The 22,849-nt window shown below is 59.3% G+C and carries 29 protein-coding genes and 3 pseudogenes; 17 read left to right on the forward strand and 15 right to left on the reverse strand.

Annotated features, from left to right (window positions below; all coding sequences use genetic code 11):
- Positions 1-4: 4 nt before the first annotated feature.
- From C3F42_RS06300 to C3F42_RS06310, 3 genes are all read left to right on the forward strand, one after another.
- Entirely contained in the window at positions 5-988 is a 984-nt protein-coding gene (locus C3F42_RS06300) for a DUF1852 domain-containing protein (RefSeq protein ID WP_104444194.1), read from the forward strand.
- Between the two features lie 26 nt (positions 989-1,014).
- The gene (locus C3F42_RS06305; RefSeq protein ID WP_104444195.1) at positions 1,015-2,049 is read left to right on the forward strand and encodes a methionine synthase; all 1,035 of its coding nucleotides are present in this window, start codon (positions 1,015-1,017) and stop codon (positions 2,047-2,049) included.
- An 85-nt stretch (positions 2,050-2,134) separates the two neighbouring features.
- Entirely contained in the window at positions 2,135-2,641 is a 507-nt protein-coding gene (locus C3F42_RS06310) for a flavin reductase family protein (RefSeq protein WP_023630563.1), read from the forward strand.
- 25 nt (positions 2,642-2,666) lie between these two features.
- Here C3F42_RS06310 and C3F42_RS06315 read toward each other — a convergent pair whose 3' ends face one another.
- On the reverse strand, positions 2,667-3,242 hold the full coding sequence (locus C3F42_RS06315) for a hypothetical protein (protein WP_104444196.1): 576 nt from the start codon (positions 3,240-3,242) through the stop codon (positions 2,667-2,669).
- 254 nt (positions 3,243-3,496) lie between these two features.
- On the opposite strand from C3F42_RS06315, the gene C3F42_RS29305 reads away from it, so the two are divergent.
- The gene (locus C3F42_RS29305) at positions 3,497-4,042 is read left to right on the forward strand and encodes a hypothetical protein (protein ID WP_158659539.1); all 546 of its coding nucleotides are present in this window, start codon (positions 3,497-3,499) and stop codon (positions 4,040-4,042) included.
- 272 nt (positions 4,043-4,314) lie between these two features.
- On the opposite strand, the gene C3F42_RS06325 is transcribed toward C3F42_RS29305, so the two are convergent.
- The gene (locus tag C3F42_RS06325) at positions 4,315-5,127 is read right to left on the reverse strand and encodes an aminoglycoside phosphotransferase family protein (RefSeq protein WP_104445287.1); all 813 of its coding nucleotides are present in this window, start codon (positions 5,125-5,127) and stop codon (positions 4,315-4,317) included.
- Between the two features lie 110 nt (positions 5,128-5,237).
- Here C3F42_RS06325 and C3F42_RS06330 point away from each other — a divergent pair, with 110 nt between their 5' ends.
- Positions 5,238-6,290 carry an FAD-binding oxidoreductase gene (locus C3F42_RS06330; protein ID WP_104444198.1) on the forward strand — a complete coding sequence of 351 codons (1,053 nt, stop codon included), beginning with the start codon at positions 5,238-5,240 and terminating at the stop codon, positions 6,288-6,290.
- An 18-nt stretch (positions 6,291-6,308) separates the two neighbouring features.
- Here C3F42_RS06330 and C3F42_RS06335 read toward each other — a convergent pair whose 3' ends face one another.
- Complete coding sequence (locus tag C3F42_RS06335) at positions 6,309-7,364, reverse strand: hypothetical protein (protein ID WP_094010528.1); 1,056 nt, start codon at positions 7,362-7,364, stop codon at positions 6,309-6,311.
- Positions 7,365-7,577: 213 nt separating this feature from the next.
- On the opposite strand from C3F42_RS06335, the gene C3F42_RS06340 reads away from it, so the two are divergent.
- From C3F42_RS06340 to C3F42_RS06360, 5 genes and pseudogenes are all read left to right on the forward strand, one after another.
- Positions 7,578-8,246: a hypothetical protein gene (locus C3F42_RS06340; protein ID WP_094010529.1), complete on the forward strand. Its 669-nt coding sequence runs from the start codon at positions 7,578-7,580 to the stop codon at positions 8,244-8,246.
- Positions 8,231-8,361, forward strand: a pseudogene (locus tag C3F42_RS29805) (LysE family translocator); the annotation flags it as partial. The gene C3F42_RS06340 and the pseudogene C3F42_RS29805, both read left to right, overlap by 16 nt.
- Positions 8,362-8,674: 313 nt before the next feature.
- A complete protein-coding gene (locus C3F42_RS06350; protein ID WP_094010530.1) occupies positions 8,675-9,895 on the forward strand; it encodes a zinc-dependent alcohol dehydrogenase in 1,221 nt (406 codons plus the stop codon).
- Positions 9,892-10,239, forward strand: a complete 348-nt coding sequence (locus C3F42_RS06355; protein WP_094010531.1) for a hypothetical protein — start codon at positions 9,892-9,894, stop codon at positions 10,237-10,239. The genes C3F42_RS06350 and C3F42_RS06355 overlap by 4 nt, the downstream gene beginning before the upstream one ends.
- A gap of 108 nt (positions 10,240-10,347) precedes the next feature.
- Entirely contained in the window at positions 10,348-11,205 is an 858-nt protein-coding gene (locus tag C3F42_RS06360; RefSeq protein ID WP_094010532.1) for an SDR family oxidoreductase, read from the forward strand.
- 214 nt (positions 11,206-11,419) lie between these two features.
- On the opposite strand, the gene C3F42_RS06365 is transcribed toward C3F42_RS06360, so the two are convergent.
- Positions 11,420-11,653, reverse strand: a complete 234-nt coding sequence (locus tag C3F42_RS06365; protein WP_023629589.1) for a PLDc N-terminal domain-containing protein — start codon at positions 11,651-11,653, stop codon at positions 11,420-11,422.
- A gap of 191 nt (positions 11,654-11,844) precedes the next feature.
- Here C3F42_RS06365 and C3F42_RS06370 point away from each other — a divergent pair, with 191 nt between their 5' ends.
- From C3F42_RS06370 to C3F42_RS06380, 3 genes are read left to right on the forward strand one after another with little or no spacing between them, the layout of a single operon-like run.
- On the forward strand, positions 11,845-12,348 hold the full coding sequence (locus tag C3F42_RS06370) for a CinA family protein (protein WP_094010533.1): 504 nt from the start codon (positions 11,845-11,847) through the stop codon (positions 12,346-12,348).
- A gap of 11 nt (positions 12,349-12,359) precedes the next feature.
- Complete coding sequence (locus tag C3F42_RS06375) at positions 12,360-12,866, forward strand: hypothetical protein (RefSeq protein WP_094010534.1); 507 nt, start codon at positions 12,360-12,362, stop codon at positions 12,864-12,866.
- Between the two features lie 9 nt (positions 12,867-12,875).
- Positions 12,876-13,319, forward strand: a complete 444-nt coding sequence (locus tag C3F42_RS06380) for a DUF421 domain-containing protein (protein ID WP_094010535.1) — start codon at positions 12,876-12,878, stop codon at positions 13,317-13,319.
- Here the strand turns inward: C3F42_RS06380 and C3F42_RS06385 are convergent.
- Complete coding sequence (locus C3F42_RS06385; RefSeq protein ID WP_104444199.1) at positions 13,303-14,373, reverse strand: M28 family peptidase; 1,071 nt, start codon at positions 14,371-14,373, stop codon at positions 13,303-13,305. The two genes, C3F42_RS06380 and C3F42_RS06385, sit on opposite strands and share 17 nt — an antisense overlap.
- A gap of 283 nt (positions 14,374-14,656) precedes the next feature.
- Between C3F42_RS06385 and C3F42_RS06390 the strand changes: the two are divergent.
- Together C3F42_RS06390 and C3F42_RS06395 are read left to right on the forward strand one after the other, a co-directional pair.
- Positions 14,657-14,854, forward strand: a pseudogene (locus tag C3F42_RS06390) (general stress protein); the annotation flags it as partial.
- A gap of 167 nt (positions 14,855-15,021) precedes the next feature.
- Complete coding sequence (locus C3F42_RS06395) at positions 15,022-15,486, forward strand: hemerythrin domain-containing protein (protein ID WP_023629595.1); 465 nt, start codon at positions 15,022-15,024, stop codon at positions 15,484-15,486.
- Between the two features lie 81 nt (positions 15,487-15,567).
- On the opposite strand, the gene C3F42_RS06400 is transcribed toward C3F42_RS06395, so the two are convergent.
- A complete protein-coding gene (locus C3F42_RS06400) occupies positions 15,568-16,911 on the reverse strand; it encodes a sodium:proton antiporter (protein WP_094010538.1) in 1,344 nt (447 codons plus the stop codon).
- Positions 16,912-17,067: 156 nt separating this feature from the next.
- Between C3F42_RS06400 and C3F42_RS06405 the strand changes: the two genes are divergently transcribed.
- A complete protein-coding gene (locus tag C3F42_RS06405; RefSeq protein WP_094010539.1) occupies positions 17,068-17,484 on the forward strand; it encodes a low affinity iron permease family protein in 417 nt (138 codons plus the stop codon).
- Here C3F42_RS06405 and C3F42_RS06410 read toward each other — a convergent pair.
- The 7 genes and pseudogenes from C3F42_RS06410 to C3F42_RS29310 all read right to left on the reverse strand — a co-directional run bounded on the left by C3F42_RS06410 (position 17,481) and on the right by C3F42_RS29310 (position 20,100).
- The gene (locus C3F42_RS06410; RefSeq protein ID WP_094010540.1) at positions 17,481-17,915 is read right to left on the reverse strand and encodes a response regulator; all 435 of its coding nucleotides are present in this window, start codon (positions 17,913-17,915) and stop codon (positions 17,481-17,483) included. The genes C3F42_RS06405 and C3F42_RS06410 overlap by 4 nt on opposite strands.
- An 80-nt stretch (positions 17,916-17,995) precedes the next feature.
- Positions 17,996-18,435: pseudogene (locus tag C3F42_RS29810) on the reverse strand (DNA methylase).
- Positions 18,432-18,656, reverse strand: a complete 225-nt coding sequence (locus C3F42_RS06420; protein ID WP_104444200.1) for a DUF2188 domain-containing protein — start codon at positions 18,654-18,656, stop codon at positions 18,432-18,434. Before C3F42_RS06420 ends, C3F42_RS29810 begins: the two are co-directional and overlap by 4 nt.
- Positions 18,657-18,687: 31 nt before the next feature.
- Entirely contained in the window at positions 18,688-18,834 is a 147-nt protein-coding gene (locus C3F42_RS29600; protein WP_177182887.1) for a hypothetical protein, read from the reverse strand.
- A 43-nt stretch (positions 18,835-18,877) separates the two neighbouring features.
- Positions 18,878-19,171, reverse strand: a complete 294-nt coding sequence (locus C3F42_RS29815; RefSeq protein WP_031314751.1) for a DUF6555 family protein — start codon at positions 19,169-19,171, stop codon at positions 18,878-18,880.
- A gap of 288 nt (positions 19,172-19,459) precedes the next feature.
- On the reverse strand, positions 19,460-19,879 hold the full coding sequence (locus C3F42_RS06430) for a hypothetical protein (RefSeq protein ID WP_023629601.1): 420 nt from the start codon (positions 19,877-19,879) through the stop codon (positions 19,460-19,462).
- Positions 19,880-19,887: 8 nt separating this feature from the next.
- Positions 19,888-20,100: a hypothetical protein gene (locus tag C3F42_RS29310; RefSeq protein ID WP_023629602.1), complete on the reverse strand. Its 213-nt coding sequence runs from the start codon at positions 20,098-20,100 to the stop codon at positions 19,888-19,890.
- Between the two features lie 173 nt (positions 20,101-20,273).
- Between C3F42_RS29310 and chrA the strand changes: the two genes are divergently transcribed.
- On the forward strand, positions 20,274-21,479 hold the full coding sequence (chrA, locus tag C3F42_RS06435) for a chromate efflux transporter (RefSeq protein ID WP_177182888.1): 1,206 nt from the start codon (positions 20,274-20,276) through the stop codon (positions 21,477-21,479).
- A 125-nt stretch (positions 21,480-21,604) separates the two neighbouring features.
- Here the strand turns inward: chrA and C3F42_RS06440 are convergent, their stop codons facing one another.
- On the reverse strand, positions 21,605-22,303 hold the full coding sequence (locus C3F42_RS06440) for an anti-sigma factor domain-containing protein (protein WP_104444201.1): 699 nt from the start codon (positions 22,301-22,303) through the stop codon (positions 21,605-21,607).
- Positions 22,300-22,848 (reverse strand): sigma-70 family RNA polymerase sigma factor, encoded by a 549-nt coding sequence (locus C3F42_RS06445; RefSeq protein WP_023629604.1) that lies wholly within the window; start codon positions 22,846-22,848, stop codon positions 22,300-22,302. Before C3F42_RS06445 ends, C3F42_RS06440 begins: the two co-directional genes overlap by 4 nt.
- Between the last annotated feature and the right edge of the window lies 1 nt (position 22,849).

Consider the following 22,849-nt stretch of genomic DNA (forward strand, 5'->3'; position numbering starts at 1 on the left):
CACCATGAATAACGAGTTTGCATTCACCCTCAAACGGATCTGTTTCGATGAACACTACCAGCCTTCGGACAAGACCCGCACCACCACCAACTTCGCCAACCTGGCCAGGGGCAAGAGCCGCCAGGAAAACCTGCGCAATACCTTGAGGATGATCGACAACCGCTTCAATGCCCTGGCGCACTGGGATAACCCCAAAGGCGATCGCTACAGGGTCGAACTCGACATCATTTCAGTGGAAATGGATATCGGCCTCTCGGGCGCCGCCCCCGCACTGCCGTTGATCGAAATATTGAAAACGACGGTAGTTGACCGGGAAACCAACGAACGTATCGACGGCATGGTCGGCAATAATTTTTCGTCATACGTGCGCGATTACGATTTCAGCGTGCTGTTGCAGGGGCACAACAAGGATCGGCACACCTTCAGCACCCCCGAGGACTTTGGCGACCTGCACGGAAAGCTGTTCAAGTGCTTCGTGAATTCACCCGTCTACAAAGCGCATTTCCGCAAGCTGCCCGTCATCTGCCTGAGCGTCTCGAGCAGCAAGGTGTATCACCGCACGGAAAACCAGCACCCGGTCCTGGGCGTGGAATACCTGCAGGCCGAATACTCGCTGACCGATGAGTACTTCAAGAAGATGGGCTTGAAGGTGCGCTACTTCATGCCGCCCAACAGTGCCGCGCCGCTGGCGTTCTATTTTGCCGGCGATCTGCTGGGCGACTACACCAACCTGGAACTGATCAGCACCATCAGCACGATGGACACCTTCCAGAAAATCTACCGGCCTGAAATCTACAACGCGAACTCCGCCGCCGGCAAAACCTACCAACCCAGCTTGCAGCACCAGGACTACTCGTTGACGCGCATCGTTTACGACCGCGAAGAGCGCAGCCGCCTGGCTGTCGAACAGGGCAAGTTCGCGCACGAACACTTCATCAAGCCCTACCAGGCCATTCTCGAGCAGTGGTCCGCCCGTTGCGCGCTTTGACTCAACCAGACACAAGGTTTTCCAGTATGAAAAAGCTGTTATCCACCTCCACTGCCGGCAGCCTGCCCAAACCCGCCTGGCTCGCCGAACCTGAGAAGCTCTGGTCGCCATGGAAGCTGGAGGGTGATGAACTGGTCGAGGGCAAGCAAGACGCGCTGCGCTTGTCCTTGCAAGAACAACAGCACGCCGGTATCGATATCGTCAGCGATGGCGAACAGACACGTCAGCATTTCGTCACGACCTTCATCGAACACCTCGACGGTGTCGATTTCGAGCAGCGCGAGACGGTCAGAATCCGTGATCGCTACGATGCGAGCGTGCCGACGGTCGTAGGCGCTGTTGCTCGCCGCCAGCCTGTGTTCGTCGATGACGCCAGGTTCTTGCGTCAGCAAACCTCACAACCCATCAAGTGGGCGCTGCCCGGCCCCATGACGATGATCGACACACTGTATGACGCCCACTACAAGAGCCGCGAAAAACTGGCCTGGGAATTCGCCAAGATCCTCAACCAGGAGGCCCGCGAACTCGAAGCGGCGGGTGTCGACATCATCCAGTTCGACGAACCCGCCTTCAACGTGTTCTTCGACGAGGTCAATGACTGGGGTGTGGCTACCCTGGAGCGCGCCATCGAAGGGCTCAAGTGCGAAACCGCCGTGCACATCTGCTACGGCTACGGCATCAAGGCCAACACCGACTGGAAAAAGACCCTGGGCTCGGAATGGCGGCAATACGAAGAAGCCTTCCCCAAGCTGCAGAAATCCAGCATCGACATCGTCTCGCTGGAGTGCCACAACTCCCACGTGCCGATGGACCTGATCGAGCTTATCCGTGGCAAGAAAGTGATGGTTGGCGCCATCGATGTCGCCAACCATGCCATTGAAACCCCCGAGGAAGTTGCCAATACCCTGCGCAAGGCCCTGCAGTTCGTCGACGCCGACAAGCTCTACCCTTGCACCAACTGCGGGATGGCGCCCCTGCCGCGCCAGGTGGCAAGAGGCAAGCTCAATGCGTTGAGCGCGGGCGCGGAGATTGTTCGCAGAGAGCTGGCAAACAAGCGCTGAGCCCAGGTCGGAGGTAACAGGTGGGGGCCCGGACAGATGCGGGCCTTCCCACCCCTTCGAGCGGTACCCATACCCAGGATCTACTATGTCACTCCCTATCGAGCCATCGAGCTTTCGCGAAGCGCTCGGGCACTACGCCTCCGGTATCACGGTCATTACATCGCACACCGATGACGAGCCGATCGGCTTTACTTGCCAGTCGTTCTACAGCGTGTCGATGAACCCGCCACTGGTGTCATTCAGCGTGATGTCCAGTTCGGCCAGCTACCCCAGGATTCGCCAGGCCGGTCGCTTCGCGGTCAACATCCTGGCGGGTGAGCAGGTCGAGATTTCCAACCAGTTCGCGCGGCGCGGTACGGACAAGTGGCACAAGGTGCAATGGCAACCGTCACCGTTGGGCAACCCGATCATTGCCGGCAGCCTGCACTGGATCGATTGCGAGATTCACGCTGAACACGCCGCGGGCGATCACCTGATCGTCATCGGTGAAGTGAAGGCGTTGAACCTGCAGCAAACCACGTCCTCGCAGCCTTTGCTGTATTTCAAGGGGCAGTATTGCAACCTCGCGGCGCCGGGAGCTGTGGGCGCCTGACGCTGTCGCGAGCACGCCCTGGCCATCAGTACAGCCCGCCCATGGTCAACGTCAGGCCACCGCCCGCCTGCACGCCGATGTTGAACCCGGCGGAGAGGATCACGCCCTTCGCCGAGCGCAGCAGGCGCGGCAAGGTTTCCTGCGGCAAAAACGCGCCACCCGCCCCTATCGCAGCGGTACCCAGGACCAACAGCTTGGGATCCAGGCCGAACAGCACGCCCGAGCCGCTGCCACCGCCAACCAGGCCCACCCCGCCTTCGAGGAACACGCACCCGCCCTTGAAGTCGTCGCGCACCAGGCCACGGGCCGCGACCGATTCAGCCACCAGTACCTTACCGATCGCCGGGAGGTCTGCGCTGGTGCCCACCGCGCCGACGCTTTTGCCACGCACCAGCAGGTTGATCTTGCCTACCCGCGGCAAACGCGCGCCTGCGCCAACGCCGACTCCGAGCGAACCGTAGCGAAACTGCTGTTCGGCCTTGTTCGGATCGGTCAAGGTCAGCAAGCCACCGCTGGCGGCGGCAAACATCACCGTCAACCCACCCCCGCTGGCGCTCTTGTACTCCCAGTCGCTGACACTCAGCGGCAATGTGATCTGCATGTGCACCTCCGTGTCGTGGCAGCGCCATTCGACGCGGCCGTTCCCTATGCCCAAATCGGCAACAGCATAGCAACCGGCACCTGGACAGCCCCATAGCCCCAATGAGCTATTGCCAAACTTCCCAATCGACTGACACATCTCATCCATAAGCGGATCGTTTGATCAGGCAAGGCGAAAACAGGCGAGAAACGGTAGGAGTCGCACCTGGCCTTGCTGATTGCACATGAAAACTCCGAACTTGTTTTCACCGCCGCATGACCGTCGTGCAGGCACTTTCGTACAAAGATCTCGCCTGGCCTTCGGATATCCTTTCCATTCCTTGGACACGGCTGGCCTCATGCCTGCTAGCGGTCCGTACAGGTCAAGGATCGGGCAATACGGAGGACGTCATTGTGTCGAACAGATCGAAAGCAGGGCTTGCCCGTCGTGCCGCGACCAGAAAAAAGCAACTCCTGCTGAAAGGCGGGAGAATGGAAGCGTTGCGCATCACGGCTGACGATCTCGTTGAAGATCTCGCAACGAAGACCCTATCTGGCGGTACTTGGGTTAACGTCAAGATTCACGGCAGGAATCGCCCCGCAAGAGCGCCGCATCTCTCCGATTTTGAACGAGACCTGTCAGAACAGAAAAAGCTTGTAGCCGCCCTGGCTATCCGTTCCGTTGCGCATGCCGAAGTCACTAGTGTTGATACCACAGGCATGACGGTTCTCGACGCTGAAACAGCCGAACAGATGCTCGATAACCCCCCTGAACCCACCAAGGCGCTCTGTAACTTACTCGCATTGCGCCAGGGCCTGTAGGAAATGTGTCTGCGTGAAAGTCAGACAAAGCGAAACGGGGGGAGTAAGCAGAATGAACTGGAGTACATGAGCATTCCCAGACTGTACTCAACGCAGCATGTACAAGTATCAAGGCTTTTCGTACAGAGCCTAACGGCGTGAAATACGCATGTGTGCACATGTGGGGCCAGTATGCACGCGGACAACACCTGGGGCTTGAAGTGCTGCATGCGCGAACTGACCATCAGCGCAATCCCGGCGTCACCCGTGATCGCCGGCTAACATGCAATGCCTCAGTCAGAACCCCGAGCGCTGCCATCGAGCGCCGAAGCCGCGAGCCTCGCCAACGCCAACCTGCCCTCAGGCTCAGCGCCGTCCTCGATCATCCAGGTCGCCGACAACCCTGCCCACGCCAGCACCCACTGCAACAGCCTGTGACGCTCGATACCGGCTGCCTGCGAAATGATCGCTATACGCCGTGAGAGGCGCCCCGGTGCCTGCGCACTGGCTTCGTCCGGATTGCAGAGGATGTTGGCAAAATCGAAGCCCCGCTCGCCGTACAACCCCTTGGGATCGATGGCGAGCCAACCGGCCGGCCCGAAATCCAGCACATTGCCGTGATGGATGTCGCCATGCAGCACCGCAGGGTCCTGGGGAGCTGCGAAAAGCGCCCTCGCTGCCTTTGCGCTGTGCTCCAGCACCCCACCGTGCGTCGCCGCCGCGCTCCACAATGCGTCGAACCATTGCTCCAGCGGCACCAGCGCAGGCCTCGGCGTAGACCGTGGCGCATGCAGGCGGGCCGCCACGGCACATAGAATGCGCGTGGCCTCGTCATCCCTGCCATCTGCGACCATCCTTGCAAGTGACGCCGCACCTTGCGCCCGCTTCATCAGCAACGCCTCGCCCGCGTGAGCCAGCACAGGGGCTGCACCGTCGCCTGCCCACCAGGCCATCAGCTGGCTGCCGGCCTGCTCCTCTGGCGCCTGCGAGATTTTAAGTATCGCCGGTGTATCGCCCCGGCGAACGGGCAATAGATTGCCATTAGGTGAAACGAAAGCCTCCCCATCAATGGTCAGCCCCCACTGCTTCAGGTATTGGTCGAACATAGGCTCGCTGGTACTCACGCTTTCCATTTACTATCGCCGTTTGCCCCTGTGGACCCAGGATTGCCAGGTACGGCCAGTGAAACATAGTCCCAAGGCGGTGACGGAGCACGATGAACAATATCCCGGGAATGAATGTGGTAGTGGTGGGGGCAGGTATCGTGGGGGCCTCCGTTGCCTACCACCTTTCCTGCCAAGGCGCGCAGGTGACCATCGTGGAGGCTGGCCATGTAGCGTCTGGCGTGACTTCCACTTCCTTTGCATGGATCAATACCACCTACAGTGACGCAGATCCTGCCGCCGCACTGCGGGCCGCAGCCGTATCGGACTATCGTCGCCTCGAAGCGCAACTGCCAGACTTACACATTCAATGGACCGGTTCGCTGACCTATGGCCTCCCGGAAGTAACGCCTGCCCCTGGGATATCAACGGTCTCGGGGGCTCAGATCCTCACCCTGGAACCTAATCTGAAACACCCTCCTGCCCAGGCCAACCATGCTCCAGAGGAAGGCGCGCTGAACGCAGTAGCGGCCACCTGGGCCTTGATCAAAGGCGCTCAAGCCCGAGGCGCCAGGTTGCTGGAGCAGACACAGGTGGAAGGGTTCACGGGTAGCGCAGATAAAGTCTCAGGTGTGAAAACCACCCACGGGGTAATCGACGCGGACCTGGTGGTGCTTGCGGCGGGAACGGGTACCACGCTATTGACGGACGTGTTGGGCTACTCACTTGCACTCGACGCCTCTCCTGCCATCTATATCCGCTACCACTCGCCGCCCCAACTTGTCCGAGGGATCATTTCCAATGCAGCCATGGAGGTGCGGCATGCTGATGACGGCAGCCTGCTGGCGGCAGAGGACTATCTGGACGATGCGGCAGATCACCAACCTAACGTCATCGCACTGAGAACCGCCGAGGCCATCAGAGCAGAGTTGCACGGCGTTGTGTCCCTCGACGTGGAACAGGCGTGCGTGGGTTTCCGGCCGATCCCCAAGGATGGCGCGCCGCTGGTTGGTTTTCTGCCGGGTATCAGCGGCGTTTACGTTTGTGTCATGCATCCCGGTGTCACGCTGGCCGCTACCGTAGGCCGCCTGGTGGGCATGGAAATCACCCGTGGCACGCCATCGCCTGATTTGGAGCCGTGCAGGCTGGGTCGCTTCAGGCGATGACTTGGGGGCTGCTCCTGTCTATTGCAATTTGACCCCTAGGCTCACGAGTGCGGCCAACTCCAGTGGGTTCAGCTCGTTGAAGCTCTTGATAGTGGGCGAGCCCGCCCTACCTTTCTCGGGCCTATCAAGCTTCGCGCGAAGCAGGTCGACCAGGCTATCGCTCAGGCTTTCGGCACGGGTCATGCGCGACAGAAGCTGATCGTCCTCATCGGCCAACCCCAAGAGCTCGTTGGCAAACCCCATAACCCCACTTGCCCGCTTGCCGAAAATACCCTCCAGTTGCTCAAGCATCTTGTCGGCCTCCTGGGCATCCAGTGTATCGATATGCTCCTGGAGCTTTTCGCTAATGAAGTCGTTCTGCGCTTGAGCGTCGATGCGCAGCTTCGGATTATTCATGGTTTTTTCGAACCATCGCGCCTCCTGCCCTTGCAGGAATGTCATAAGCCCATTCAGAAAGACGCTTGGGTCTGGACGGTCGGTGGCCACGTTTGCCAGCGCTGCCTCGATAGAAGGCTGACAATCTTCAGCCTTACGCATCAAGCTCAACGCGAGGGAACGCACACATTGCAAGTCCCCGCGGGTTTTCACCATCATCTCAATTGCTTTGAAATTTGCATGCCCCTCGACCATGGCATCTCGCAAGCAATTAATCTGCTCGGCTTCCAGCGTCACATCGAAGCGTTGGTGATCAACGCTGGCGGCAGTAGCGAGCAGGCTTACTGCCTCGAGCACGGTCTTGAAGCCATTGCCGAAACTGCAGCGAAAGAGCGCTGCGGTGCCGGCCTGTTCAGCATGTTGCAGGGGTAGATCATCCGACGCTCGCTGTGCAGCCCTACGCACACCGAGACAGCTGACCAGCCAGCGGAACAAGTCCGTCAGAGGCTGGGTTGTGGATACTTTCAGATGCTGGAGCAAACCTCTGTCTGAATTATATTCAATGTGCTTGGCCAAACGATCGGCCTCGGGCGAGGTAATGACTGATCGCACCTGCACTTCACCAACAGTCCATGAATGGGTCTGTTGGCGGATGTGCGTGGGCAGGTACTGGTAACTTTGGTATCCATTGATCAGCATAGGTAACTCCTTGGTTTAACCTAGCCATCAATCTAAGACCCTCGGCAACGCACAAGCTATCAATGCTGATCGGTTTGTTTTAGGCCGCGCGTTTCAAATGAGGACGAGCTGCCAGCGCACAGAGCATGCGCTGGCTGCCCGTCTGTTCCTGCGGTGATTGCATTCACTCATGGGCGGGGTCTTCACATTTGGGCGCAACAATGCCGTTCGGAAATGATTATCCTCGCGCGACTATCACCTGAGTACCCATCGATGCTATCCGCACACCAAGCCAGCGCCATAGTCCTCGACCATCTTGCAGACGTCATCAGGATGGACGGTCGCCCGGAACGGTTCGTCATCCAATCCTGCGAGCCGTCAGCGAAGGGTGACTACTGGGTCGTCCGCTGCAACAGCGAGGACTGTGTAGTACATGGCAAGACCGAGTACTGCTATGTCGGTGTCAACGCCTATCTGGTCAATGTCATCAGCGGCGCGCTCGAAACGGTCGCCAACTGCTTCACTGTCGAGGAGTACCTGCAGGACAAGCACGACCTCGAGGCCGCAGCGGGCAAAACCTATGTGCTGGCACCTGCTTTTTCTGGTTACAGTAAAACGGCGGTGATCAAGCTGCGCCGGAAGCTCGCCTACTCCTATCCCCACACCCTGTTCCTGCTGGCGGGGGCAGGCCGGCTGTGGCTCACGGGTATCCGCCGGCAACTTGAGCATGCCCAGCAAATGCTCGCCATCGAAGGCATTGCGACACAGCTCGAACTGCATGCCGACCCACTGGATGCCGTGCTGATCGGCCCGGAAACCTGGCATATCGACGCGGTATTCAATGCGCTTCGCAGAAAGCCACTTCACCCTGGTGAGCTTGCTCTCTCTTCACAATCGAATTAGGCGTGGCAAGTGCTGCGCACAAAGTGAGGCCTTGCTGGCCCGAACGGGACGTCGATTCAATCAGATCTGCGGAGGGTTCTTCGTGATCTTCGGTGTGTTGATCCCAGCGCATTAACAATGATCATGTGACCGCTTCGGGTCGAAAGCGGTCCGTCGTAGAATGACCTCCCCTATCTTCTTATGAAAATGGGCGATTCAGTAGGGTTGAGCCGGACGTGTTTGGATCCGTTCAGCCCGGCAGACGACTGGCATCCGCCCAAGGACAAAGCCAGCGCCCTTTCCTTACATCGAGTACTCACGACGGCCTGCCCATGCAGGAGCCTCGTTGCCCAGTTTTGCCACTGGAGGCTTCCGCCTGAACTTTACCTACGCCGCCGACTTCCTCTGCTTAGAGCCTCACCCCCAGCCTCCAAGCAGGAGTTGAACCTATGCGAGCATTGACTTATCACGGCGCCCAGGATGTCAGGGTGGATACCGTTCCCGATCCAGCACTCCAGGATGAGGACGACATCATTTTGCGGGTCACCGCGACCGCTATTTGCGGTTCGGACCTTCACCTCTATCACGGCAAGATTCCACAAACTGAAACAGGCGACATCTTCGGCCATGAGTTCATGGGCATCGTCGAGGACACCGGACGTGGCGTGACCAATGTAAAGGTCGGCGACCGCGTGGTGATCCCCTTCGTGATTGCCTGCGGCAGCTGCTTTTTCTGCCAGCTAGAGCAGTTTGCCGCCTGCGAAACCACTAACACAGGGCGCGGCGCCATCCTCAACAAGAAAGGTATCCCGCCAGGGGCTGCCTTGTTCGGCTACAGCCATTTGTACGGCGGCGTGCCTGGTGGCCAGGCGGACTACGTGCGCGTGCCCAAGGCCAACACGGGCCCGTTCAAGGTGCCTACGGCCCTTGCGGACGATCAGGTGCTGTTTCTCTCGGATATCCTGCCGACAGCCTGGCAGGCGGTGATCAACGCGCAGATCGGCCAGGGTTCGAACGTAGCCATCTATGGCGCCGGGCCGGTGGGGCTGCTGAGCGCGGCCTGCGCACGCATGCTCGGCGCGCAGACCATCTTCATGGTCGACGACAACGACTACCGCCTGGCGTTTGCCCGTGACGCATACGGTGTAGTGCCGATCAACTTCGAACAGGACGACGACCCCGCCGACAGCATCATTCGCCAAACCCCCGGCATGCGCGGCGTGGATGCCGTCATCGATGCGGTCGGCTTCGAGGCCAAGGGCAGCACCACCGAAACGGTGCTGACCGCGCTGAAAATCGAAGGCAGCAGCGGCAAGGCGCTGCGCCAGAGCATCGCCGCGGTGCGCCGGGGCGGCGTGGTCAGTGTGCCCGGAGTCTACGCAGGGTTCATTCATGCCTTCATGTTCGGCGATGCCTTCGACAAGGGCCTGACGTTCAAGATGGGCCAGACCCATGTGCAGCGGTTCCTGCCCGAACTGCTCGAGCACATCGAGGCCGGCCGTCTGGCACCGGAGCTGATCGTCACCCACCGCCTGGCGCTGGAAGAAGCCGCCATGGGCTACAAGCTGTTCGACCAGAAGCAGGACGATTGCCGCAAGGTCATCCTGGTTCCGGGCGCAGCGTCCGGCACCTTGGGTACCGCACACATGGTCGGGGGAACTCAGCCATGATCGACCCGACGATGGGCATGAAATCCGGCGAACGCTACCGCGTTGAGCACGTGGAGCGGGTACATCCCTTCACCGGGTTCTTCCAGGATGGCAACCATTATCTGGGGCCGGAATTGCTGACACGGCTTGCCAACCTGAACGGTTGGTTGACCCGCCGAGGTATCGACCGCAGCCAGGCGGCGGCAGCCTGTGACGGCAACCTGTTCGAACCACCGAGCCGTGCACGTGGCGTGCAGGACGGATGGCGCAGCGATCGATCACCGGCTTCCAGCCGGATGGCGGTGACCGCTCTAGTGCTGTTGAGCGGCTGCGCGCTGGCGATGCTGTGCCGCAAGCGGCGTTAAGCAGGCGTCGCATACCGCCCGTCGCGTCACTGGCGTGTTCGGCTCAACCCCAGGCAGTCGGTTGTTTCGAACGGATATGCACTTCCCAAACCTGCAGGAGCGACCGTCATGCGCGACTACCCCTCTCCCCCGTTTCCCTCCCAACCGCAGCCCGTCCCTGGCTCGCAGGCGAAAATGCAGCCGTATCCCGATTGTGGGGAGCAAACCTACACCGGCAGCGGCAGGTTGCAAGATAAGATCGCCTTGATCACCGGCGCCGACAGCGGTATCGGCCGGGCTGTCGCCATTGCTTACGCGCGGGAAGGTGCCGACGTGGCCATCGCCTACCTGGACGAGCATGACGACGCCAAGGAGACTGCCCGCTGGGTCGAAGCCGCTGGCCGACGGTGCCTGCTGCTGCCTGGCGACCTCGCGCAGAAGCAGCACTGCCAGGATATCGTCGAAAAGACCGTGGGTCAGTTCGGACGTATCGATATCCTGGTCAACAACGCAGCTTTTCAGATGTCCCACGAGACGCTGGAGGAAATCGACGACGATGAGTGGGTGAAGACCTTCGACATCAACATCACCGCGATCTTCAGGATTTGCAAGGCAGCCTTGCCATCAATGCCCCGGGGCAGTTCGATCATCAATACCAGCTCAGTGAATTCTGATGATCCTTCTCCCAGTCTGCTGGCATACGCCACGACCAAGGGCGCGATCGCCAATTTCACTGCGGGATTGGCGCAATTGCTGGGCAGCCAAGGAATTCGCGTGAACAGTGTTGCGCCAGGGCCAATCTGGACTCCGCTTATTCCTTCTACGATGCCGGACGAAGCCGTGCAGAACTTTGGCTCCAAGACACCGCTCGGCCGCCCGGGACAGCCGGTCGAAGTGGCGCCGATCTATGTACTGCTTGGGTCTGACGAGGGCAGTTACATCTCCGGCTCGCGCTACGCAGTGACTGGCGGGAAATCTATCCTCTGAGCCGCGAGGCAAGGGGCCGCGATTGCGGTCCCGTCGTGGTTTAATGTTTAGGCTGTGCGTGGCTACGTGCGGCCTTTTGGGCCGTTGAGTCATGCTCTGTGCCTGTCGAGCCGTCCGGACGACGAGCATCGTTGTCCCGCTCCTGCTCTCCACTGACGAGCGGCTTTGCCACGTCGGTTTTTTGCGTTTTGTCTGTTGAAGGCATGCTCACCACCTACCCCTTACTGTGTTCGGGCGAAGAAGGCCCAGTACCACGCTTGATACCGCGCGGCCCCATCACACCCCAGATAGCCAGGCCGACAACAGGCAGCGCTAACAACAGCAACGCCCACAACGCCTTCGTCACATCGGCCTTGTCACTGCGGAAAACGCTGACAATGGCCCAGAGATCAACTAGCAGGATGATCACTGCGACCGCGATCCAGAAATACGTCACAGGCTCGGTCATGATCGTTTCTCCTCTTCACATGTAGGAGGGGCTCCAGCGCTTGCGTGTTACTACAACCCCATACCTCTGCAGAAGCCAGGCGTTGGAACAAAGTTCAGGACGTTTTAATCGGTCATGACCGGCGGGCCGCCGCGCTGAACCAAACTCGCCGCAAACGCGTCCACCACAAAACATGCAAGGGGTGACGTGTGATGACCGTAGACCCTGTAGTCGAAGCACTGGATTACCTCAAGGCCCACAAGCTGCTGCTGACCACTGCCGAATCTTGCACGGCCGGCGCAATGGTCGCCCTGCTGGCGGAATTACCCGGCACCGGGGAGATCCTGGAAAGCGGCTATGTGGTGTATTCCCCTGCCGCCAAGCAGCGCCTGCTTGGGGTGAGCCCGCAGACCATCGAAAGTTATGGTCTAACCAGCGAAGCCGTTGCGTGGGAAATGGCTATGGGAGCCCTGAAGAACAGCGATGCCACAGTGGCCATTGCTACTACCGGGGTTGCCGGCCCCTCAGCGCAGGGCGGCGTCCCACCTGGCACATTGTGCTTTGCCTGGGCGTTTGCTGGTGAGCCAGGAGCAGTGTTTACCCTAAGTCAGCGCTTCTTTGGCGAGCGCGCGGATGTCATGCGCCAAGGCGCGCGCTTCGGCTTGTCGCGCCTGGCGCACTATCACCAACGCTGGTTGCGTGGCGAGCACGCATGAGGAACAGGACCATGGATGATGATGAACTGCTGTCCAGGCACTATCCGGTAGAAGAAAACATGCGCATGCAACAGCGCGTGTGGCGCTTCGAACGTGCGGGGTGGTGGTGCCTGGTACTGATGGTGGTGCTGGCGTTGCTCGGTCTGTTTGGCAACGGACCACTCAGTGACGCAACGGCCATCAGCACTGACGGCCGCGTGCAGGTGGAATATCAACGCCTCAGCCGCAGCGGCACCACTGACAACCTGCGTATCACCGTCCGCGGTACGTCCGCGGAGCCTGTGATGGTGCTGCTGGGCGGCAGCCTGCTGCGCGAAGCAAGTATAGAGACACTGCAACCTGAGCCACAGGCATCGCTTTCTCAGGGAAAGGCCCTGCTGCTGCAGCTTGGCACCAGTCGAGACGGCGTTGCCACGCTCTACCTGACATTGCGCAGCGAACATGTCGGGACGCTTGAAGGTGTCGTCAGGGCCGGGCCAAGCAGCACCGTTCGCTTTTCCACCTTCCTCTACCCGTAGGAGTGGGCCATGGACTCCATCCTTCGCGCAGCAGCCATGTATGTCGCCCTAATGCTGCTGTTTCGTGTGGCGGGTCGGCGCTCGCTGGCAGACCTGACCACGTTTGACTTCGTCCTTCTACTGATCATCGGCGAGGCGACCCAGCAGGCGTTATTGGGCGAGGACTTTTCCTTCACCAACGCGATACTGGTGATTGCTACGTTGATCGTGCTGGATGTGGGCCTGTCGCTCGCAAAGCTCAACGCAAAGCCCTTGGCGCGGCTGCTGGATGGCCACGCCACCCTGGTGGTGGAACAGGGACGCTTTCTGCATAGCCGCATGCGCCGAGCGCGGTTGACCGAAGATGACATCCTCGAGTCGGCGAGGGACAGCCAAGGCATAGAGCGTGTCGAGCAGATCAAGTTCGCCATCGTCGAGCGAAACGGCAAGATCTCCATCATTGCGCAGGAATGACCTCATCGTCGGGCCGCAGCAGGTACTCCATCAGGGCGAGAGCACAAGCGGATATTCCCTCCACCAGGACCATCTCGAAACCATGAGTGTTTTCGGTCGGAATAGCGATACACCCCGCTCGCGCATCGGTACCGGTGCTCAGCACCGCGCTCGCATCGGATGCGAAATCGACCAGTAACGCTGGCTGCGGCCTGTATCCGGCCTTGTGTGTCGCAGCCATCAAGGCCTGCACCACACTGCGGCTGTAGTAGCCCTTCTGGTCACCGGTGTTGATGATGGGGTCGGCTGACAGCTTGGTGCCATACTCATCGAGCACCGGTCCGACCTCCACGGCGATCGTGGTATCGCCGGGTAGCCTTGCTGCTGCGTACATGGCGCCGGCATTGGATTCTTCCTCCAGCGTTGTCAGCACGAACCACACATCCTGGCTCAGCTCGTTGCGGCGCTGCAGCAGCAGGTGCGCGCAATGAAGCACCGCCGCCAGCGGCGCGCGGTCATCGAGGAAATGCGCAGCGATGCAATCGTGAACCTTGAACGGCTTTCGCCAATGCTGGCTGAGCACCACGCGGGTACCCGGCCGAACGCCCGCCTTGTCCAGCACCTGCCTGGACTGACGTGTCACCACGTAGACATCCTGCCACTTCACAGCGCCTGCAAGGACGTCACGGCCATTGGCACTACTTCCGCTGTTGTGCATCGAGCCGTACGACAGCACGCCTGCAAGCACCTGCCCATCACCGAGGATATCCACCGGGCAGACGCCGAAGCTGATCGGCTGCGCACCGCCCAACGCCAAGACCTCCAAGGTGCCGTCCCGCCTTACCTTTTTGACGATCATCGCGATCTCGTCAAGGTGGGCCATGACCCGTATTGCCGCGTCCGGGCGGGCTCTGTTGGTGCTGCGAACAACGCCAACCAGGTTGCCGGCGTTATCGGTCGACAGCTCATCACAACAGGCAGCCATCGCCCTCCGAGCAACTTGACGCACCTCGTCCTCCTGGCCGCCAGGGCCGCGGGCGTTCAGCAATTCTTCCAGTAACGGCAAGATCTCCATGACCATCCCTCGTGGGTTCAGATACGCACCGGTAGACCCCCGCTCCTTGCCCATGTTCATGTCAGGTAGCTAGGGCGGCACTATCGGCTGCTCTAACCAACAGCGCGTTCGTACTTTCGTGCGCCACAAGTCGAGGAAATAAACCTTTGGTGCGTTTCGTCAGGCCTAGAGAAATTCGTTTGAGCGAAAGACCACCCAGGTGACGTCGGAAATTGAACACAGACTTTCCTGTGTGTGAACCGACATGAGGTGAAAGATCATGGCTAACAATCAAGGCAACCGTGGCAACCAAGGTGGTACTGCACAGAACAACCCAGGCAACTTTGCCAATGACCGGGAAACAGCATCGGAAGCCGGTCGCAAAGGCGGCCAGAACTCGGGAGGGAACTTCGCCAATGACCGTGAACGCGCATCGGAGGCTGGCCGTGTAGGTGGCCAGCATAGCCATGGCGGTGGACGCACGAGTGACGACAACCGCTAGCCTCAATGAAAGCCAGGGCGAACCTCCGCCCTGGCTTTTTTCATGCCTGCTTTTAACCGCAGCATCCGCCACCCAGCGGTGCGCTGATCGCCCGCTTGGAACCTTGCGGTTTGAACACCACTCCACCAGTAGCAACCGTACTTTAGCCACTGATGATGAGGTGACTTATGAATGCAATCGAATTGCTCATCCAGGACCATCAACTGGTCAAGAAGCTTCTTGAGGAGTTGTCCTCGACCACCGAGCGCGCGGTGAAAAAGCGCGCCGAACTGCTTGATCGTATCAAACAAGAGGTGAGTATCCACACCGCGCTCGAAGAAGAGATCCTGTATCCGGCGATCAAGCAGGCGGGCGGCAAGGAAGAAGCGAAGATGTACTACGAAGCCAAGGAAGAACACCGTACGGTCGACTCGCTGGTCTTGCCAGACCTGCTGCATACCGAAACCGGTACCGTGGAGTTCGCCGGCAGGGTCAAGGTAATGAAGGAGCTGCTGGAGCACCATATCGAAGAAGAAGAAAGCGAATTGTTCCCGACGGCCCGGAAGCTTCTGGGTAAACAGCAGCTGGAGGAACTGGGCCAAGCCATGGAGGTGCAGAAAAAGCTCCTCAAGAGCGAACAACGCGCCGCCTGATGCAGGCCTGCGCGTTCACTTGGGCGCGCAGGTCTTTTGCTCAAGTACCATTGCTTGTCGCAGGGGATTACCCAAACGTTTTCACCCGCAACGCGCTTTCCATGCGGTGTACCGACTGATCAACGGCTGAACGCTTAGGCCGTGCATCAGGATGCTCAATGCCACGACGGACAGCACCAGGTCAGTACTCTCTCCGGCGAGAGGTGTCGCAAGACCATGGTTTAACGCGTAGAACAGATAGTACAGGCTGCCGACCCCACGGATGCCGAGCCACCCCAAAAGCCCCCGCTGCAGCAATTTCAAAGATCCCCCTGAAGAAAGAATGAGCACGCTTAAGGGACGGATGACTATAAACAACGCGCCGCCAATGTAGAGCGCCCGCCAATCCCAATGCTCCAACAGGACGACGCCGAGCAAGGTCACCAGAAAGACTTCCATGGCCCGCTCGACCAAGCTACCAAACGCGAGCATATCGCCCAGCATGATGCCGGCAGCAACCTGAGATTCGTCGAGCTCTTTCACATTGCCTTTGACGGCAAGCTCCGGCGCCAGATGCTGATGGCCCACGACAGGTTGCACCAGGTGCTCGGCAGCCGGTTCGAGGGGCCCGGCGGAGGTTTGAACCTCGGCCTGGCGTAGGCCAAGTCCCGCCGCAAACACCGCGAGAAACCCATACCCCTGGAGCGACTCGGCAACGACATAGGCCAGCGCCACCAGGGCCAGGGCCAAGTAATCGTTGGGCGACACTGTACTGTCTTCGTTGCGCGTACGCAGGTAGAGGGTCAGTTTTCCCAATCCGCGCCCCATCCAGTAACCGCACAGAACGCCGCTTGCCACCGCCCAAAGCATGTCCTTGATAAGCCATTCGCTCAGCCAGGGCTGTGTATCACTCTGCTGCAGGATCAGACCAAGTATGACAAAGGGGAAGGCAACGCCATCATTCAGGCCAGCCTCTCCAGACAAGCTGAATCGGACGGGGTCGTCATCCTGGGCGTCGGATACCTGTACCAGCGTTGCGAGGACCGGGTCCGTCGGTGCAAGGATTGCCCCGATCAACACCGCAGCGCCCCAACTCAGGTCAAGCAAGTAATGCAGGGTCAGAGAGACGCCTGCGATACACAACACCATGACCGGACCTGCCAGAAGTAACGCAGTCCGCCATGCCCGGCTGCGCAAAGGTAACCGAAGTTTCAGTCCGCTGAAAAACAGTGAGAACAATACCGCTACTTCGGTCAGGTGCTCTAGCCAACCACTCGCTTCGGCGACCTCCAGATGAAGAAACCCCAGCCCAGGAGAACTGAGCGCCATACCCAGCCCCAAGCAGACCAAAGAGGTCGTCACAGGCATCCAGCGCAGGTACGAAGATGAGAGCGCAAGCAGAAGCAGGACGGTCCCGAGCATGGCGAACCAGACGATAAAGGTCATCTGAGCAACTGCCTTGAAAAGTTCTCGATGAGCTTTTGACTGATGGTGGCGCGGGGACGTTCCGCCGGGCCTTCAGTCCCCATCGGCTCGCCAAATGTAAAAAAGATTTCAAGCCTTTACTGCGGTCAGAACAGAAAGGCCCAGGAGAGAAGCATCATGAAATTCGCAAAGTTCTGCCAATGGCTCGCCAATCACGCCGGCAAGCCAAGCACATTTTTGATCGCCGTCTTTTTGATCGGTATGTGGGGGCTTTCAGGGCCATGGTTTCACTACAACGATACGTGGCAGCTCATTATCAACACCTCGACGACCATCATCACATTTCTCATGGTGTTCCTGATCCAGAACACCCAGAACCGTGACAACGACATCATCCACCTGAAGCTAGATGAGCTGATACGGGCCACAAAATCAGCCGCGCAATCGGTTTTGGATCTCGAGGATCTGGACAACCGCCAGCTCCACGCTCTGAGGAGAGAATACCGAGCCTTGGGCAGCAAATGCGAAAGCGACCCGGGTAAACCCCTTGATCCACAGCCTGGCAATTCCTCTCGCAACAACCACCAGCGCTAAGTGCGATTTGGGTCGTTTACGGCGTAACCACGGCTGCAGCAGATATCAAACCTTGAGAGAGCTTCTGATTGCGCCCGTAGCTTCTCAAGGGACCAGGGCTTAAAGAGATAACTGACCGGCGGAGTTACCCCCGAAGCATCAAGCTGATATCCAGAGGTAAGAATGGCAGGTAATCCAGGCCATTTTTCATGGACCATAGAGATAAATTCCATTCCTTTTATGCTGCCTGGCACGCCGTGATCGGCGACGATAAACGAGCACTCGCCATTTATGCCCATCAGATGAATCAGGGCATCTTCAGCAGTGGTAAAGGCATCGCAGTCGGCACCGAGTTGCAAGATATCTACAAGCACAGTGCGGAGCGTTCCGTCATCCTCCACCACAACAACCTTTTTCCCTGAGAGCGACAATCCTTCTGTGTTGAGCTTCATCGGTCCATTCCAATCCATGTGGATATTGGAGTGTTCCACTCATTGATTGACGAGTCGATGGCGGCGAAGCGCCAGTTGATTCACGATCCTTGGCAAAGGTAGTTCAGCTCAGTAGAGGCCTCTCGCATAAAGATCTCAATTGTCTTAGGGCCCACACCCTCAAAATTGAGTAGCCAGCGCGTAAACCCTTCGAGATCTTGAGTACGCTCATGCAGATCTCGTAGCTGATGGCCTAATTGCGTGTTCAACGCCCCGGCCAGCGCCTTTAGCCGCCGCGCCGTAGATAGGTCATACCGAGCGTAACCGGCTTCGCCGAGGATCCTCACGAGGGTCGAATGGTGGCAGCCTGCAAGCTTAGCCGGTGTATCCAGGCCGTGCTGATCGACCACCTTTGGTAGGCGTGCACTGCAATCGATGCGCGAATCCGCTTCCCCATAAGAAAACTGGCAACGAGCCATCGGTACAGTCCGTTTTCGCCCACCAACTCGATGCCCAGATCAGCTGCCGTAATGGTGTTCAACCTTTGGTACGATGAGGATCAGCTGATCGCGGATAGGTCCGTTCTTCATCGATAGTGCCGTCGGCTTTGTGAATTTTCACCGACGCTTTCTTGCCTTCAAAGAATGCTGGAAGTGCGCTCACCAACTCTTGTTTTGTCGCTGCCCGCATCGAGGCGCGGTCTGCACTGACCTTTCTCAACTCCCACCCATCGGCCGACGGGCTCACATGATATGTATCCATGGCGGTACTCCTTCTGGGATAAATTTCCGGCTCATTCAGCCTCGATGTCTTGTTCAGCCTCAACAGCATCTGTTTCTTCAGCATCATTTAACGCCGGCGAAGCGGGCTTCAGGGGATCATTGATGAAGGGAACGTTGCTTGGCCCCTTCTCTTCCGGACCGTCAGTTTCAGGTTGCATGGCTTGCTCTCCAAAGCTCACTTTCGGTGGACACAATGCCGAGCTATTTACATTCGGCCGCTACTGAGAATTTGCTGATATCAATGGGCTGCGGAACAAACTCGGGCCCTTGCCCCGCGGGCCGCCACTGTACATTCGAGATACCGTAACGCTCAGCCATAGGGCGGCTGACCAACTTGATCTTGTGCTGACCAAACCTCGGAATGATGCCAATGCCTGCGTCACAGCTAGCCCAGTGCCAGGCTAGGGTGTTGTCCATCTTTTCAAGACGAATGATGAATGTCCGACGCTCGCCGTGGACCTCGTACTCAATGACGTACAACTGCTGTCCAGCCACAAGAATCCCTCCCATTGAATCCACTTGCTATTGAGGTGGGAGGGAACTGAAAAATTCCTTCGAAAAGTCAGGCGGTAGCTGGAGGCAACGCTGGCAGATTAGCGCCCTCAAATCAGTTGCAGCGGATCATTTTTTCAGCCGGCTCACGCGAGGCCATTAGCCTTCAGCGACCGTGACTGCGCGCCGGGACCTCGGGATCAGTACTGCCCTGCGCTCTCGGATTGGCACGCATCGCGGCCTCCCTCGGAAGGCATTGCGAGATACCGCACCTGTTTGGAGAAAGACGGCTCATGGGCTCGGTCGATGTTCTGTCGCGCCATCAGTCGCCTTGGGGCCAGGCTTCGCAAAGGACGCGGCGATATCCCGTGCCAGCGCGACACCCCATGACATCGCGGTGGTCATGGATTGACCTGGCCTCGCCTTGTGCGCTTCCTCGTGGAGGCAAGCACCGTCCGGCCCATAGATGCCAATGAACAGTTCAGTGGCACCCACACGGGAAAGCCGGACCTGAACATCGATGGTCAACCCGAATTCGAGCACTTCAGTATGTGTACGACTGTGCAGCTTGGCATCCGCCCAATCCCAGAAGGTCTTGCCCCTCGATCTCATGACGTTCTCCGCTGGCATGAGATCCAAGTAAGGCACATAAAGCGAAGCGACCCTATGCCGGCCATCAGGACGGTCGGACAGTTGCGCCAGCTGATACATCGGGACAATCAATCAGGGAAAAAACGCATTGCCCGGTGAAGCTCGTTGATTGCATCACCAATATGCTCTTCATCCACCCAACGCCCGCGAGTGCCGGTGAGAAGGCCGCCAATGGCATGAAGCCGCAGATCGTTGGGAGGAATCCCCCTGACCGCTCCGGCAGCCAGTAACGCAAACACCACCTGTTCCAGTGCCGCTATTCGTTTCGCTTCGTCATCCATCACGTTCCCCCTCTGTCAGCCCTCAACAGTTCGGTCACTTTGCCAAGGGAAAGAGCGATCGATATGACCAGTGGCACGAAATACCGGGGTGCGTTGCAGCGCCAGCCCAAAAATCCCATTTTCCCCCTCTTCAATTATCATCTGCCCGCAGCTTTGATGATGAGTCGATACACATGTCCGATGCCATCCCAACCGACCGTAGCCCCTGGGCAGTGTTCTTGGTTTTTTTGCGCCTGGGGCTGACCTCCTTCGGCGGCCCGATTGCCCATTTGGGTTACTTCCGGGATGAACTGGTGGTGCGTCGACAGTGGCTGAGCGAGCGTTGCTATGCGGACTTGGTCGCCCTTTGCCAGTTTCTTCCGGGTCCGGCCAGTAGTCAGGTTGGTATCGCGGTTGGGCTGATACGTGCAGGCTATGGTGGTGCACTGGCTGCATGGGTGGGGTTTACCTTACCTTCGGCGGTCGCCCTTGTTCTGTTAGCGCTCGGCATCGCCAACCAGGGTGATGCCCTGCCTGCCGGGGTACTGCACGGTTTGCACGTAGTGGCGGTGGCGGTCGTGGCCCAGGCAGTGTGGGGTATGGCCCGCCATCTATGCCCGGATACGCCGCGGATCACCCTCATGGCAGTTGCGGCCTGCCTCATGCTGCTGATGCCTTACGCCTTGGCGCAAGTAGCGGTGATAGGCCTGGCGGCAGTCACGGGGCTGCTGCTGTTCAAGCCGCAGCCAAGTGGAGTGCATGAAGCACTCACCACGGGCCTGGGGCGTCGCGCGGGTCTTTTCTGGCTTGCCCTGTTCTTTGCATTGCTGCTTGGCCTGCCTTTCTTGGCAGGCCGGTTAAACTCCCAGTCACTGTCGATGATCGATTCCTTCTACCGCGCCGGCTCGCTGGTTTTTGGTGGTGGGCATGTCGTGCTGCCACTTTTGCAAGCGGAAGTTGTGCCTCCTGGCTGGGTTGATAATGATGTGTTCCTGGCTGGCTATGGGGCCGCCCAGGCTGTGCCAGGGCCGCTATTCACCTTCGCGGCCTTCCTCGGCGCCTCTATGCAGCAGGCACCCAATGGTTGGACAGGAGGCCTGATCTGCCTGCTGGCGATTTTCGCGCCTTCATTTTTCCTGGTGGTGGGCGCCTTGCCGTTCTGGCAGCATTTGCGCTGCAATGCCCGAGCCCAAGCGGCACTGCTGGGCATCAATGCTGCTGTCGTAGGTCTGTTGCTTGCCGCGCTGTATCAGCCGGTGTGGACGAGCGCAATCCACGCGCCGCAGGACGTTGGCCTGGCCTTGATGGCACTGGTTGCCCTGATGCTCTGGAAGTTGCCGGCGTGGTTGGTTGTGCTCGCCAGCGGGGTACTGGGGGCGCTGTTGGAAAACGCGCTGTGACGCCATGGTATGCTGCTGGCGGTCTTTATCAGTGCCTGGGCATTGATCATTTCAACAGGCGAGAACACGCCAGTACCGCGCAGGTGAAGACCTTGCGCAGCACTTTCAAGCGGTTATCCAGATGCTCATATCACCTTTACCGCGCGGCCAATGAACCTCACGGGCCCCGTCGGTAGCCCGGTAGGCGAGCCGCCGGATTTCTCCAATGTCAGCTCGAACAACTGGTTGGCCTCCAACGGGGGCAGGCGCTGTATCGGAACACGATAGGGTTCACCGGGTTTGACCAGCCCCAGCGACACCGGTGCTCGCCACTGCTCACCCTTGGTCCAGAACTGCAGGGCCATGCCTTCGGGGACGGCATCCTCGCCCAACGGAATCAGCTCGATCATGCGGCTGTCGCTGGTCTGCACCACCCAGCCGGGTGCCTGGTTGCCCGGCGCCACGAGAACCACCACGAATTGCGTGGTGGCCGGCGGCGCCGTCAACAACGCAAACGCCAGCAGTATGCTTGCAGCCAGCCCTGCAGCACTCAGTGCTTGCAACAGGCCGAGACGTTGCCACCAATGGGTTCGCTGCTGTTTCGAAGGCGTGGCCAGCTCGTTCAGGCTGCGCTGGATACGGCCCCATAGCCGGGCACTCGGTGGCTGGGGCGCAGCCAGCGCGGTCAGCTCCAGCAGACGTTCCTCCCAAGCATCCACCGCGGCACGCAGGGACGGGTCGACGCTCAGGCGCTCGGTCATCGTGGCGTGTTGCTCCGGTGACAACGTCCCCAGCACGAACTCGCCGGCAAGGGTGTCCAATGCTTCGGCAGTATCCGGCTTCATTCCAGGCACTCCCGCAGCGCCTTCAGGCTGCGCTTGATCCAAGCCTTGACGGTGCCTAACGGCGCACCCAGCAGGCCGGCTATTTCGGCGTGGCTGCAGCCGTCCACATAGGCGTGCAAGATGCAGCGCTGTGGCGTGGGCTGCAATTGTTCGAGGCAACGGTAGATTTTTGCCGAGCCTGACCAGAGGTCAATGTCATCGCCCCCTGCCGGCAATGCTGCCGAGCTATCGATGTCGGCGTCGTCCAGCACGGTTTCACGGCGACTGTCGCGAATTGCATTGAGCGCCAGATGGCGAGTGATGCTGTAGATCCAGCCGCGAGCCGAGCCACGCGCCGGGTCAAAGCTGGCAGCACGGGTCCAGATGCGGATGAACGCATCGTGGACGATGTCCTCGGCGGTGGCATCGTCACGCACGATGCGCCGGGCAACGCCGAGCAGGCGCGCACCTTCCTGATCGTAGAGTGCCTGCAGGGCTCGCCGGTCGCCCAGTGCACACGCCTCCAGGCAGCGTTGGAAGTCCAAAGGGGTGACAGACGCATTCAAC

Source organism: Pseudomonas sp. PONIH3, assembly GCF_002934345.1.
In the GTDB taxonomy this organism is placed as follows: domain Bacteria; phylum Pseudomonadota; class Gammaproteobacteria; order Pseudomonadales; family Pseudomonadaceae; genus Aquipseudomonas; species Aquipseudomonas soli.

Coding starts and splice junctions, on each gene's coding strand:
- C3F42_RS06325 (WP_104445287.1), bottom strand. CDS start 5,127: ATGTTCGACCAATACCTGAAGCAGTGGGGGCTGACCATTGATGGGGAG.
- C3F42_RS06355 (WP_094010531.1), top strand. CDS start 9,892: ATGATCGACCCGACGATGGGCATGAAATCCGGCGAACGCTACCGCGTT.
- C3F42_RS06405 (WP_094010539.1), top strand. CDS start 17,068: ATGAAATTCGCAAAGTTCTGCCAATGGCTCGCCAATCACGCCGGCAAG.
- C3F42_RS29310 (WP_023629602.1), bottom strand. CDS start 20,100: ATGGATGACGAAGCGAAACGAATAGCGGCACTGGAACAGGTGGTGTTT.
- C3F42_RS06335 (WP_094010528.1), bottom strand. CDS start 7,364: ATGCTGATCAATGGATACCAAAGTTACCAGTACCTGCCCACGCACATC.
- chrA (WP_177182888.1), top strand. CDS start 20,274: ATGTCCGATGCCATCCCAACCGACCGTAGCCCCTGGGCAGTGTTCTTG.
- C3F42_RS06350 (WP_094010530.1), top strand. CDS start 8,675: ATGCGAGCATTGACTTATCACGGCGCCCAGGATGTCAGGGTGGATACC.
- C3F42_RS06400 (WP_094010538.1), bottom strand. CDS start 16,911: ATGACCTTTATCGTCTGGTTCGCCATGCTCGGGACCGTCCTGCTTCTG.
- C3F42_RS06310 (WP_023630563.1), top strand. CDS start 2,135: ATGTCACTCCCTATCGAGCCATCGAGCTTTCGCGAAGCGCTCGGGCAC.
- C3F42_RS06395 (WP_023629595.1), top strand. CDS start 15,022: ATGAATGCAATCGAATTGCTCATCCAGGACCATCAACTGGTCAAGAAG.
- C3F42_RS06315 (WP_104444196.1), bottom strand. CDS start 3,242: ATGCAGATCACATTGCCGCTGAGTGTCAGCGACTGGGAGTACAAGAGC.
- C3F42_RS06385 (WP_104444199.1), bottom strand. CDS start 14,373: ATGGAGATCTTGCCGTTACTGGAAGAATTGCTGAACGCCCGCGGCCCT.
- C3F42_RS06410 (WP_094010540.1), bottom strand. CDS start 17,915: ATGAAGCTCAACACAGAAGGATTGTCGCTCTCAGGGAAAAAGGTTGTT.
- C3F42_RS29600 (WP_177182887.1), bottom strand. CDS start 18,834: ATGCAACCTGAAACTGACGGTCCGGAAGAGAAGGGGCCAAGCAACGTT.
- C3F42_RS06375 (WP_094010534.1), top strand. CDS start 12,360: ATGGATGATGATGAACTGCTGTCCAGGCACTATCCGGTAGAAGAAAAC.
- C3F42_RS06430 (WP_023629601.1), bottom strand. CDS start 19,879: ATGTATCAGCTGGCGCAACTGTCCGACCGTCCTGATGGCCGGCATAGG.
- C3F42_RS06370 (WP_094010533.1), top strand. CDS start 11,845: ATGACCGTAGACCCTGTAGTCGAAGCACTGGATTACCTCAAGGCCCAC.
- C3F42_RS06420 (WP_104444200.1), bottom strand. CDS start 18,656: ATGGATACATATCATGTGAGCCCGTCGGCCGATGGGTGGGAGTTGAGA.
- C3F42_RS06340 (WP_094010529.1), top strand. CDS start 7,578: ATGATTATCCTCGCGCGACTATCACCTGAGTACCCATCGATGCTATCC.
- C3F42_RS06300 (WP_104444194.1), top strand. CDS start 5: ATGAATAACGAGTTTGCATTCACCCTCAAACGGATCTGTTTCGATGAA.
- C3F42_RS06380 (WP_094010535.1), top strand. CDS start 12,876: ATGGACTCCATCCTTCGCGCAGCAGCCATGTATGTCGCCCTAATGCTG.
- C3F42_RS06365 (WP_023629589.1), bottom strand. CDS start 11,653: ATGACCGAGCCTGTGACGTATTTCTGGATCGCGGTCGCAGTGATCATC.
- C3F42_RS06305 (WP_104444195.1), top strand. CDS start 1,015: ATGAAAAAGCTGTTATCCACCTCCACTGCCGGCAGCCTGCCCAAACCC.
- C3F42_RS06330 (WP_104444198.1), top strand. CDS start 5,238: ATGAACAATATCCCGGGAATGAATGTGGTAGTGGTGGGGGCAGGTATC.
- C3F42_RS06440 (WP_104444201.1), bottom strand. CDS start 22,303: ATGAAGCCGGATACTGCCGAAGCATTGGACACCCTTGCCGGCGAGTTC.
- C3F42_RS29305 (WP_158659539.1), top strand. CDS start 3,497: ATGACCGTCGTGCAGGCACTTTCGTACAAAGATCTCGCCTGGCCTTCG.
- C3F42_RS06360 (WP_094010532.1), top strand. CDS start 10,348: ATGCGCGACTACCCCTCTCCCCCGTTTCCCTCCCAACCGCAGCCCGTC.